This is a genomic window from Cuspidothrix issatschenkoi CHARLIE-1, from assembly GCF_002934005.1.
Taxonomy (GTDB): domain Bacteria; phylum Cyanobacteriota; class Cyanobacteriia; order Cyanobacteriales; family Nostocaceae; genus Cuspidothrix; species Cuspidothrix issatschenkoi.
This window is the reverse complement of record NZ_PGEM01000025.1, coordinates 24333-36554: the sequence shown is the minus strand read 5'-3', so window position 1 is coordinate 36554 and position 12222 is coordinate 24333. Positions and strand designations below refer to the sequence as shown.

At 37.0% G+C, this 12222-nt stretch carries 9 protein-coding genes; 7 read left to right on the top strand and 2 right to left on the bottom strand.

Going from position 1 to position 12222, the window contains the following annotated elements:
- Window positions 1-348: 348 nt before the first annotated feature.
- The 4 genes from gnd to CUN59_RS03805 all read left to right on the top strand — a co-directional run bounded on the left by gnd (window position 349) and on the right by CUN59_RS03805 (window position 7929).
- Window positions 349-1779, top strand: coding sequence for an NADP-dependent phosphogluconate dehydrogenase (gene gnd, locus CUN59_RS03820; protein ID WP_104386588.1), 1431 nt, complete (start codon window positions 349-351; stop codon window positions 1777-1779).
- A gap of 789 nt (window positions 1780-2568) precedes the next feature.
- Window positions 2569-3954: a cobyrinic acid a,c-diamide synthase CobB gene (locus tag CUN59_RS03815; protein WP_104386587.1), complete on the top strand. Its 1386-nt coding sequence runs from the start codon at window positions 2569-2571 to the stop codon at window positions 3952-3954.
- A gap of 75 nt (window positions 3955-4029) precedes the next feature.
- Entirely contained in the window at window positions 4030-6990 is a 2961-nt protein-coding gene (locus tag CUN59_RS03810; RefSeq protein ID WP_104386586.1) for a UPF0182 family protein, read from the top strand.
- A gap of 543 nt (window positions 6991-7533) precedes the next feature.
- The gene (locus tag CUN59_RS03805; protein ID WP_104386585.1) at window positions 7534-7929 is read left to right on the top strand and encodes a hypothetical protein; all 396 of its coding nucleotides are present in this window, start codon (window positions 7534-7536) and stop codon (window positions 7927-7929) included.
- 247 nt (window positions 7930-8176) lie between these two features.
- Here CUN59_RS03805 and crtH read toward each other — a convergent pair whose 3' ends face one another.
- Complete coding sequence (gene crtH, locus CUN59_RS03800; RefSeq protein WP_207765361.1) at window positions 8177-9685, bottom strand: carotenoid isomerase; 1509 nt, start codon at window positions 9683-9685, stop codon at window positions 8177-8179.
- 313 nt (window positions 9686-9998) lie between these two features.
- Between crtH and upp the strand changes: the two genes are divergently transcribed.
- The 3 genes from upp (at window position 9999) to CUN59_RS03785 (ending at window position 11450) form a co-directional block, all read left to right on the top strand.
- Window positions 9999-10652 carry a uracil phosphoribosyltransferase gene (gene upp / locus CUN59_RS03795; RefSeq protein ID WP_104386584.1) on the top strand — a complete coding sequence of 218 codons (654 nt, stop codon included), beginning with the start codon at window positions 9999-10001 and terminating at the stop codon, window positions 10650-10652.
- A 77-nt stretch (window positions 10653-10729) separates the two neighbouring features.
- Window positions 10730-11059 carry a ssl2009 family thylakoid membrane protein gene (locus CUN59_RS03790; RefSeq protein ID WP_104386691.1) on the top strand — a complete coding sequence of 110 codons (330 nt, stop codon included), beginning with the start codon at window positions 10730-10732 and terminating at the stop codon, window positions 11057-11059.
- Window positions 11060-11171: 112 nt separating this feature from the next.
- Window positions 11172-11450 carry a YggT family protein gene (locus CUN59_RS03785; protein ID WP_104386583.1) on the top strand — a complete coding sequence of 93 codons (279 nt, stop codon included), beginning with the start codon at window positions 11172-11174 and terminating at the stop codon, window positions 11448-11450.
- 102 nt (window positions 11451-11552) lie between these two features.
- Here CUN59_RS03785 and CUN59_RS03780 read toward each other — a convergent pair whose 3' ends face one another.
- Window positions 11553-11984, bottom strand: a complete 432-nt coding sequence (locus CUN59_RS03780; protein ID WP_104386582.1) for a hypothetical protein — start codon at window positions 11982-11984, stop codon at window positions 11553-11555.
- Between the last annotated feature and the right edge of the window lie 238 nt (window positions 11985-12222).

Below are 12222 nucleotides of genomic sequence, written 5' to 3'. Positions count from 1 at the left end.
CTATTGAAACAAAGGGAACAGGGAACAGGGAACAGGGAACAGGGAACAGGGAACAGGGAACAGAAAAATCAATTGTGTAATTAATTTTGTTTCATCACTTATATTTTTCCCCTGCTCCCCTGCTCCCCTGCCTTCTGCTATGTATTTTAATTTTCCAAATTTTGTCACTAAATTGTTGACTTCGATACAAATTAAAATCAATTATTGATGTGGGTGATGATTTCTTAAATTCTACAAAAACTCTTAATATCTTCTTTAGGAGTGAAGCCAAAATCTCGGACTACCCTTAATAGAGAAAGGATCTGCAAGACAAAGAGCCAACCCAAAAAAAAGATTTGAACACAAACTATGACCCTACAAAGCTTTGGTGTGATTGGATTAGCCGTCATGGGCGAAAATATCGCTCTCAACGTTGAGCGCAATGGCTTCCCAATTGCAGTTTACAACCGCTCTCGTGAAAAAACCGATGCCTTCATGGCACTCCGTGCTCAAGGACGAAACGTGAGAGCGGCTTTTAGCCTGGAACAATTTGTCGCTTCATTGGAACGCCCCCGGAAAATCTTGGTAATGGTGCAAGCTGGTAAGCCTGTTGATGCGGTAATTGAACAGCTTAAACCTTTACTGCAAGAGGGTGATATCATTATTGACGGTGGCAACTCCTGGTTTGAAGATACTGAAAGACGTACTCAAGAATTAGAACCCACCGGTTTACGCTATATCGGTATGGGCGTAAGTGGTGGTGAAGAAGGGGCGTTAAATGGTCCTTCTCTCATGCCTGGTGGCACAAAAAGCTCTTATGAGTACCTATCCCCTATTTTCAATAAAATCGCAGCTCAAGTTGATGATGGCCCTTGTGTAACTTACATTGGACCCGGTGGTTCTGGTCACTATGTGAAAATGGTTCACAACGGTATTGAGTATGGTGATATGCAGTTAATTGCAGAAGCCTACGATTTGCTAAAAAATGTAGGTGGTTTAAGTGCAGCACAACTCCATGAAGTTTTTACCCAATGGAATACAACTGACGAACTCGATTCATTTTTGATTGAGATTACAGCCAATATTTTCCCCTACGTTGATCCAGAAAGTAAGATTCCTCTGGTTGATTTGATTGTTGACGCAGCCGGTCAAAAGGGAACTGGTCTTTGGACTGTAAAAACTGCTTTAGATATAGGTGTGGCAATTCCGACAATTACTGCGGCGGTAAATGCCCGGATTATGTCTTCTATTAGAGATGAACGGATTGCTGCCTCTAAACAAATCAGCGGACCTAATGCTAAGTATGGTGGCGATATTGCAGCTTTTGTGAACATGGTGCGTGATGCTCTTTATTGTTCCAAAATCTGCTCTTATGCTCAAGGTATGGCGCTGTTATCTACAGCTTCCAAAACTTACAATTGGGAATTGAATTTGGGCGAAATGGCTCGAATTTGGAAGGGTGGTTGTATTATTCGCGCTGGTTTCTTGAATAAGATTAAGAAGGCATTTGACGAAAATCCAGCTTTACCTAACTTGTTGTTAGCACCTGAATTTAAGCAAACAATTCTTGATAGACAAGCTGCTTGGCGGGAAGTAATAGTGACTGCTGCTAAGTTGGGTATTCCTGTTCCTGCTTTTGGCGCTTCTTTAGATTACTTTGATAGCTACCGCCGCGATCGCTTGCCACAAAACTTAACTCAAGCACAACGCGACTATTTCGGCGCACACACCTACAAACGTATTGACAAAGAAGGATCTTTCCACACTGAGTGGGTTCCCATTGCTGAAGCTCAGAAGTAAGATACTTCTGGTTAGGCTTTCAAGTTAATTATTGCTATTTATGTAGGGGCGGGGTTTTCCCGCCCTTAACTGTAAGGTTCAGATGCTATTGAATTTAGATCCCACATTCCGCACCCTCAACTGTCACAATCGGTTATTACGAAATCTACTTCTATCCACCGCATAATTGAATTGTTTATAGCTTTTCCCAATTAATTTTTTAAAGTATAATTAGGGTTAAATAATTTTAAAGCGGATCTAATTTCTCTTTGTGCTAGAGTATAAACTAGCAAATATAACCATAGAAGAAGCATCTAAATTATATTAATCTAAAGGCGTTTCCCATGAAAAAGATTTCAGGAAATACTTGTTAATGCTACTAATCGTCGTGGTAAACAAATTCAATGTTATATTGCCATAGAGTGTATCATTATAATGATGACAGATATTGAGAAAATCAAGAGTATGATATCTCCCATGGACATTGAAGAAAGACAACGGGAAGTATAATTGTTAGTTGTTTGATGCACACAAAAATACCCCCAGTCCCCCTTACCAAGTTAGGGTGTACAGTCTAATCAAGTTGCTTAATAGGGTTTTAATGCCTCCTAACCCCCAATTCTGGCGGAATAAGAATTTCAAAGTCCCCAAACTTCAGGGATTTAGGGGGCTAAATAAGCACAAAACAAAGACAGATAGGACTTGCGTGTAACACCGTAGCCTTACCAAGGGGGACGGCAAAGCCGAAGGGTAAATATATGCAGTTTCACATAAAATTGGTATTAATTTTGAATTTTTAATTGTTGATCTATGTCTATAATTATTGCCGGAGAACGCAGCGGAGTAGGGAAAACCACAGTTACACTTACCCTATTAGCATCTTTACGTCGTCGCGGTTTTAAAGTTCAACCTTTTAAAGTTGGACCGGATTATATTGATCCCATGTTTCATCAATATGTGGCTGGTCTTCCTTCGCGCAATTTAGACCCTGTATTGACTTCAGAAACTTATATTCAGAAATGTTTTCACCTTCATGCTTCCCAGTGCGAATATAGCTTAGTTGAAGGTGTCATGGGTTTATTTGATGGTGTTGCCCAATTATCAAATTTTGGCAGCACAGCACATATTGCCAGATTATTAGATATACCAATTATATTAGTAATTGATTGTAGCCGTTTATCCGGTTCAGTTGCAGCAATTGCTCACGGTTATTGTTCTTTTGATAGTAGAATTAAAATTGGTGGATTAATCTTAAATCGCGTGGGTAGTGAACGACATTTATCATTATTAAGAAATTCTCTAGCACCTCTACAAATACCAATTATCGGTGTTTTAAGACGACAAGATAATATTACTATTCCTGATCGTCATTTAGGGTTAATTCCCACCGGAGAAATACCAGAATTAGAGCAAATTATTCATAATATGGCAGATTTAGGAGATGCTTATTTTGATTGGGATCAACTCCTACCACTTTTAAAATCATCATCTCTACCAATTACTAATTCCCAATTCCCAATTCCCAATTCCTCAGTTAAAATTGCTGTAGCGCGAGATCAAGCTTTTAATTTTTACTATCAAGATAACTTAGATTTACTCCAACAATTAGGAGCAGAATTAGTATTTTGGAGTCCTTTAAATGATACTCAACTACCAAAAGATATCCAAGGAATGTATTTTGGTGGTGGTTTTCCTGAAGTATTTGCACCCCAATTATCTGCAAATATTAACGTCATTCAAGCAGTTAAAAATGCAATTTTAGCGGGGATACCCACCATTGGTGAATGTGGAGGATTGATGTATTTATGTGAGCAAATTATTGATTTTGATGGTAAATCTTGGCCAATGGTGGGAATATTACCCACTCATGCACAAATGGATAAAAGATTAACTTTAGGATATCGTCGCGCAGTAGTTTTAGAAAATACTTTTTTAATGGATATCAATAAAAACATTTTTGGTCATGAATTTCATCGTTCTCATGTAATCTCCAATTCTCCACAACCACTATTTAATACCTATCGTTATGATTGTGATGAACATACAGGTTTTGAAGGTTGGTTTTTACCTAATGTTCATGCTTCCTATATTCATCAACATTGGGGAGAAAGTAGAGAAATCCCCCAAAGATTTCTCCAAGAATGTTTGAAAAACAAACTGACTAATGACGTACAAATAATCACCGATCAACACTAGTAAGCATAATTTTCGGTCATAAATATAACATTAGTACAAGTATCAAATTAAAATCAAATTTATCAGTTGCAAAAAATGTTTAGAAAATGGTATGTTCAAGTTTTAATAGTATTTTTAGCTGTGTGGTTATTTCTCGATATAACCGCCCATCTGAGTGCAGAAATATTATGGTTTCAAGAACTTGGTTATATTCAAGTATTTTTAGTAAGATTATTAACTCAGGGTAGTATCTGGCTATGTGTATTTAGTCTCAGTTTAGCTTATTTTTTAGGAAATTTTACTTTAACACAAAAACTAAAACATAGCCAATTTGATCATCCTATGGGAGGGAGGACAACCAAACTAAGTCGAGAACTAACTACTTTTCTCAGTCCCCAACATCATCAGAATGATCAAAATTATCCAGCAGATATTTATAATAGTAAAATTAAACTGATACTACTATTACCCCTAATATTAGGACTGAGTTTATTAGTATGTTTAATGTTAGCTTATTATGGAGAAATTGCTTTTTACTATTGGGGGAAAAGTATTAATGATTCCAGTTTATCTTTACATTTAATTTCCTTACCAAAAATAATTTTAAATTTGGGAAACCAAATTGTTAACCGCAAGTCGTATTTAGCATTAATAGTAGTATTATCTATTGCGTTGTTAATTTATCATCAACTTTTACTCAGAATAATCGCTATTATTTTTAGTGTTCTTTTTGCTTGCATACTATCTCAATATTGGTCAAAACTGCTTTTATCCTTCCATAGTATTCCTTTTAATTATTCGGAACCTCTATTTGGTAAAGATATTAGTTTTTACATTTTCTCTCTACCTATCTGGGAACTTTTAGAATTTTGGTTAATAGGATTGTGTTTGTATGGATTTATTAGTGTTACTATTAATTATTTATTATCAGCTAATAGTATCAGTCAAGGGATTTTTCCCGGATTTTCTTCTCCCCAAATACGCCATTTATATGGGTTAATGGGTTGTTTGCTTTTAGTCATTGGGTTAAATTATTTTCTCAGTCGCTACCAAATCCTATATTCTAATAATGGAGTTAGTTATGGGGCTAGTTATACTGATGTTCAAGCCCAATTACCTGCTAATACATTTTTATCTATTTTATCATTATTTTTAGGATTTTATCTATTATGGATAACTATATTTTGGCAAACAAAATTCTCTCATCTACGCTGGATAGTTTATAGCTTATTTATCTATCTTACTTTTATTATTGTCGGTAATTTTATTTTACCAATGGTAGTACAAAACTTTATTGTTGAACCCAATGAATTACAAAAAGAATCACCTTACATCCAGCGTAATATTGATCTTACCCGGCAAGCATTTAATTTAGATCTCATTGACTCCCAAATATTTAACCCGATAGGAAAATTAACAGAAGCTGATATTCAAGCTAACGCCTTAACAATTCGGAATATTCGACTTTGGGATCAAGAACCATTATTAAAAACTAATCGAGAATTACAACAAATTCGCCCTTATTATCAATTTGCGGATGCTGATATTGATAGATATTCTATTAAGAATAAGTTGCAAAGATATAATCAAGATAAACAACAGGTACTAATTTCTGCACGGGAATTAAATTATCAAAATGTCCCACCCCAAGCACAAACATGGGTTAACCGAAATATGATTTATACCCATGGTTATGGCTTTACAATTAGTCCTGTAAATACTGTAGCTGCTGGTGGTTTACCAGAATATTTCGTTAAAGATATTAGTCAAAATGGCAAAGCTTTAAATACTTCTAGTCCAGATATTCGGGAAAGTATTCCCATTGGCCAACCCCGTATTTACTACGGAGAAATTACTAATACTCACGTCATGACCGGAACAAAAGTCAGAGAATTAGATTATCCTAGTGGCTCTGATAATGTTTATAATACTTATGATGGATCCGGTGGAATTACAATTAACTCTCTATGGCGAAGATTGCTATTTTCCATATATTTAAAAGACTGGAGAATGATATTTACAGGGGATTTTCTTCCAGAAACTAAAGTTTTATTTCGTCGTAATATTAACCAAAGAATTCGAGAAATTGCACCTTTCTTAAAATTCGATAGTGATCCTTATTTAGTTGCTGCGGATGCTAATACAGACAATGAAAATCAACAATTCCCTGGCAAAGAAAATTATCTTTATTGGATAGTTGATGCTTATACCACAAGCGATCGCTATCCCTATTCCGATCCAGGTACAAACAATATCAACTATATTCGCAACTCCATCAAAGTTGTCATTGATGCTTATAACGGTACAGTCAGATTTTACATTGCCGATCCTTCAGATCCCATCATTACAGCTTGGACAAAAATATTTCCCCAAATGTTTCAACCTTTAACTAATTTACCCTCCAATCTTCATAGTCATATTCGTTATCCAGTAGACCTTTTCAAAATTCAATCAGAACGTTTAATGATTTACCACATGACCGATCCCCAAGTCTTTTATAATCGGGAAGATCAGTGGCAAATTCCCAACGAAATCTACGGTGATAAAACCCGACCCGTTGAACCTTACTATTTAATTACCAGTCTTCCTAACGTCTCCTTTGAAGAATTTATTCTCTTATTACCCTATACACCCAAACAACGAACAAATTTAATTGCTTGGTTAGCCGCACGTTCCGACGGCGAAAATTATGGCAAATTACTATTATATAACTTCCCCAAAGAACGATTGATTTATGGACAAGAACAAATAGAAGCTAGAATTAATCAAGATCCAGTTATTTCTCAACAAATTTCCCTTTGGAATCGTCAAGGTTCGAGAGTAATTCAAGGTAATCTTCTCATCATTCCCATGGAACAATCCTTACTCTACGTTGAACCAATTTATTTAGAAGCAACCCAAAATAGTTTACCCACCTTAGTGCGAGTCATTGTCGCCTATGAAAACCGCATCATTATGGCCAAAACCTTAGAACAAGCATTACAAGGCATCTTTCAACCAGAACTCACCCCATCACCAACTATTATCCGTCCCGTCGAAGAAATACCCCCTAGTTAAAAAATCATCAAGTATTTCATCTACGTTTAATTAATAGACATTTGGTGGTAATTAAATGTGCATAACCACGAAACCCTTATAGATAATTTTCACTCTTATGTCTAATGATAATTAGCGATTCTATTATAGCCCCCTCCTCGCTTGCGGTAAACTAGTGCTGTTACGCAGATATGAAGACTTTGCTGCCGATGTCAAAGCTAGATTAAAGAAACAGGAATAGGCGATAATTCATAATTAATAAAACACTATTAATAATTATACCTAGAGTGAGTATTTACCACTCTTTTTTTTTAAATACAACTATCACTTTAGGTATATATTCAGACTTTAAAAAATCATCAAAATCAAAACTATGGACAGAGATAATTAAGCTTTTCTTTTGCTAAACCTATAATTAGAAACTATATTGCCATAGGATTACATTCACAAAAAGGAGGTTGGGCGAAGCAATAGCACAACCCGATAAAAACCTTGAGGGCTTGAGAATCTGGTTCTGTCCTATTTGTCAATTAAGAACCATTAGACATAAATAAGGGAAATAATATGTATAGAGATCAAGTCTTAAAAAATACATTTATAGCTGACAATACCAAATTTCCTATTGCTAAAAATACTGTTAAACAGGAAAAATCTCAAGTAGAATATCAAAACATCCAAATACCAGATTTAGCACTATCTTTAGCACCTCTAGGATTCATTTTAGTTTGGGTTATTTTTCTACTAGTTTTTCATAAAATACGTACTTATGGAGACGATAAAGTATATTTAAAAAGCGATTTTCTAACAAAAGTACCTTGTAAAAAATGCCAATTTTATGCCAATAATCATTATTTAAAATGTGCCGTTAAACCTGATTCTGTCCTCACTGAAAAAGCCGTAGATTGTTCTGAATATATACCTAAGAAAAAAGGCTTTTCTCCTAAAAATTTCTTTCATTAACGTGAATTCGATAGGGTAGGGTGACAACGTAGGAGTCATTGAACCTCACCCCAACCCATCTCCGATGCAGAGAGGGGCATATTAGTTTGTTTTTAGCAGTATAAAATCGGAATTTTAAGCCTATTAGGAGAGGGTTAGGGAGAGGTTTACCAGAGGAGTCAAATTATTTTCGTCGAACTCACGTTTCATTAAATACCTCAAATGAGGAATTTATTCCTCACTACAAACTTTGTGCTTAACAGCTTATCTATTTCTTCACTCCCAAATCTACACCAATCCGGTGAGCGCAAGCAAACCCAGAAAAAGCTACCGCATTTAAACCTTGCCCGGGAAAGGTGCTATCTCCTACACAATATAAACCAGGAATAGCAGTGCGATTAAAAGGCATTGCTAATAACCCCCATAATTTACGTTTAGGTATAGGTCCATAGGTTCCATCTATCCGGTTTAAAAAGCGGCGGTGGGTGCGAGGAGTGCCAATTTCTAAATAATCTAAACCAGCATCTAAACCAGGAAAAATGGCTTCCAGTCTGTCAATAATTTGCCCCGCCGCTATTTCTTTTTTCTCTTCATATTCCTTTGGTGAAAGTCCTTGCCAATTAGTTATCCAATCAGGGGTAAAGGCATGGATAATATGATATCCTGGAGGTGCTAAGTTGGGATCAAGCAACGTAGGAATGGAGACAAAAATTGTCCCTTGTGCGGCCGTCATTTCTTGCCAGTCTGTTAAAAGAATATGATGGCACTGGGTCCCTAAAGGTAATACAGATGCTTTTACACCTATATGCAAACTTAAAAAACTGGGAGATTTTTCATACCTTTGTTGCCATAGTTTCTCATTAGCTGGGATATTTTCTGGTGGCAGTAATTTTGTAAAGGTATCCCATCGGGTAGCATTAGATACTACTGTTTTTGCGTGATAGGTCTGACCATTGGCTAATTCTACACCAATAGCTTTTCCCTGTTCTATAATGATTTTGGTGACTCTGGCTTGATATTGAATTTTACCACCAGCTCTTTCTAAACCTGTCACCAATTTTTCAGCAATTTTGCCCACTCCACCTTGAGGATAATTTACTCCGCCATAGTGTCTATCAGAAAACACCATACCAGCATTAATCATCGGTGTCATGGCCGCTGGAACTACTGACCAACAATAACATTCTATATCAATAAATTTTAATAATAGCGGATCTTTAATATAACGTTGTGCAACGTCTCCTACATTTAATGGTAAATATTTAGCTAAACCTAGACAAGCTAAGGGATTTTTGAGAAATACCCGCAATAAATATCTAGGTTCTTCTAAGGATAATAATTCAATATTATTTAGGCAGTTAAATACTTTTTGACATTCATCATAAAAACGCCTTATTCCTTTGGCTTCATGGGGAAAATAAGCAATCAGATTTTGTAAAAATTTTTCATAATCTCTATCAACTTTAATATCTAAATTATCTGGGAGATGGTAGTGAATTTGGACATCATCTGGAATGGTTTTTAGAGTAATATTGACCGCATCTAAGGCACGGGTGAGTAAGTTGGTTGTACCTTGACTTCCCATACCAAAAATCATGGATGCACCGACATCAAATGTATATCCTTGTCTTTGAAAATACCCGGCACTACCACCTGGTATGACATAACTTTCTAGAACTAGAACTTTTGCCCCTTTTGCCGCTAATTGGCTGGCTGTAACTAGGCCACCAATACCAGAACCAATAATAATGACATCAAATAATGGGGAATTTATCATAGTAGGTAATTGGTAATTGGGAAAAATATTTATCTTTAGTTTTAGCTTGTGTCATAACTATAAAAAAGTGGGAAAAGTCAGCAGCAGCAGACTTATCCCGTCTACCGATCCTTTAAAGAGAGGAGAACACTCGAATATTAATATAACCATGATTGAGAATTCTTGTCAACTATTAATGATAATAATTATCAATAAATTTTGCCAGCTTGTCAGGAAGGGAAGTATGGTGCGGATTTTACGCCTGACTCTATGAATTCTGCTGTATGATGATTTTTCAGTAAAAAGACAATTATCAAGCCGCCCATTTTTGGTTATGACGCAACAACAACTGCGTATCTATGTCCCACCCCATCCCCTAATTCAGCACTGGTTAGGCGTTGCCCGTGATGTAGCTACACCATCGGTATTATTTCGTTCTGCTATTACTGAATTAGGCAGATGGCTCACTTATGAAGCGGTGAGAGAGTGGCTACCAACTCAAGAAACGACTGTGCAAACGCCTTTGGCCACCTGTCCAGCAACTTTTATTGATCCCCACATGCCTGTGGCGGTTGTGCCGATTTTGCGGGCTGGGTTAGGCTTGTTAGAGGGAGCGCAGGGTTTACTGCCCTTAGCGTCAGTTTATCATCTTGGCTTGGCGCGAAATGAAGAAACTCTAGAAGCGGTTTGTTATTTGAATAAACTGCCGGAAAAATTTGCTCCGGAAACACGGGTGTTAATCACTGAGCCAATGTTGGCTACAGGAGGTTCTATAATGGTAGCAATGGAGGAATTGACTCAAAGAGGTGTTGACCCGGCTTTGATTAGAATTGTATCTGTGGTTGCTTGTCCTCCGGCTTTGCAAAAGTTGGCTGCTGCTTATCCTGGCTTGATTATTTACACCGCTACTATTGATGAAATACTGAATGATCAAGGATACATTGTACCAGGATTGGGGGATGCGGGCGATCGCATTTTTGGGACTTAACACAGGATGCGGCTAAGTCTGTGAAAATAGCTAAAGTATTGTCAAAGTTGCTTATTTTCAAGGAAGGCGGTAAAAATATGAGTCAACAAGATGGTTTTGCTAGTGGGTTAATGCTGGGAACATTGATAGGAGGTGTGGTTGGCGGTGTTTTAGGTGCGGTGATTAGTTCACGCTTAGATGCTAGACTGGCAAATGAAGAGGAAGAAGGTTTAACTGGTAGTGAAACTGATTCCCAGTCAGGAACAGCCAAAAGACGGCAAATTAAAGCCTCATCCCGTGAAAATGTCGAAATAGAAGCAACCAGGCGATCGCTTGAAGATAAAATTGCCCAACTCAATGCCACAATAGATGATGTGCGGAAGCAGTTGGGAAATGTCAACAACAATTCATCTGTTGGCAATGAATAAACCGTCTTCAGGATTTCCTTAGTTATATTGATAGCCACACAATTGTGACGTGCGCTAAATTAAAATCAATCATGAATCTATGTTTGACATTTAACAGGAAAGTTACCCATCCATGAATTTACTCATTACCACCCTGGACAAGTTTGTATTCATTTACAGTTGTTTGCTAATTATTCGAGTCCTATTGACTTGGTTTCCCTCTGTTAACTGGTATAATCAGCCCTTTGCGGCTTTGAGCCAAATTAGCGACCCCTACCTAAATCTGTTTCGCTCCATTATTCCCCCTTTGGGAGGCATGGATTTCTCCCCTATCCTAGCATTTGTAGCATTGAACATTGTTGGTGATATTCTCCGCGGTTTAGCTGGTAGCGGTTTGACCCAGGGATTATAATTAGGGTTGGTACAAAAAACGGGGTATAAATCCCCGTTATAAGAGACTAGACGGAAAACCTTTGAGGTTAAGTTTTTCCGCAAAATGTAGGTGCGTAACAGCTTATCTTCTAACCTGACTGCTAAAACCCGCAGCCTTAAACTGTTTAAGCTGCAATGGTAAAGGTTGATTACTAGGTACAGAAATACGAAATTCAAAATCGCTAACTCCTGGGGGAACTTCGGCTATAGAACCGAGACGAGTACGATTTTGTAATATAGGATCATTATTTTTATCATAAATGCGGCCAAAAATATCCGCATCATAGACAGTTTTATAGGTCTTGTTTTCTACCTTACCAGTAACTAGAAAGCAACTAGCGAAATTTGAACCGTTGCTGGTGACTGTTCCGGTGGCTAATTCTGGTGGACAATTGTGGTAGGAAATATCAAATAATTTCAGTTGTGTTAACGCCGAGGCTGTGGGAGTCCATATCCAGGAAAGTAAACCCACTAAACCAGCTATAAAAATCAATTGAAGTGAACGTAATCTCATAAGATACACCGCCAGGTAAAAGTTTCTTAAATATTCAAGCAATTTATATTTAGTATATAAGTACGCGAAGGTTAAAACACCTAAAACCCAGATACCCGACTTCTTTGAGAAGTCGGGTATCTATTAACTTGATATTTTACGCTTAATTGTGTTGATCTACTTATCCCATTTTGGATTTTAGATTTTGGATTTTGGATTGATGTAGGTTGGGTTGAGGTACGAAACCCAACAGTCTAAA

Bases quoted from the DNA above. Each gene is read 5' to 3' on its own strand.
- CUN59_RS03815 (WP_104386587.1), top strand. From the start codon at position 2,569: ATGTCTATAATTATTGCCGGAGAACGCAGCGGAGTAGGGAAAACCACA.
- CUN59_RS03780 (WP_104386582.1), bottom strand. From the start codon at position 11,984: ATGAGATTACGTTCACTTCAATTGATTTTTATAGCTGGTTTAGTGGGT.
- gnd (WP_104386588.1), top strand. From the start codon at position 349: ATGACCCTACAAAGCTTTGGTGTGATTGGATTAGCCGTCATGGGCGAA.
- CUN59_RS03805 (WP_104386585.1), top strand. From the start codon at position 7,534: ATGTATAGAGATCAAGTCTTAAAAAATACATTTATAGCTGACAATACC.
- CUN59_RS03785 (WP_104386583.1), top strand. From the start codon at position 11,172: ATGAATTTACTCATTACCACCCTGGACAAGTTTGTATTCATTTACAGT.
- upp (WP_104386584.1), top strand. From the start codon at position 9,999: ATGACGCAACAACAACTGCGTATCTATGTCCCACCCCATCCCCTAATT.
- CUN59_RS03790 (WP_104386691.1), top strand. From the start codon at position 10,730: ATGAGTCAACAAGATGGTTTTGCTAGTGGGTTAATGCTGGGAACATTG.
- crtH (WP_207765361.1), bottom strand. From the start codon at position 9,685: ATGATAAATTCCCCATTATTTGATGTCATTATTATTGGTTCTGGTATT.
- CUN59_RS03810 (WP_104386586.1), top strand. From the start codon at position 4,030: ATGTTTAGAAAATGGTATGTTCAAGTTTTAATAGTATTTTTAGCTGTG.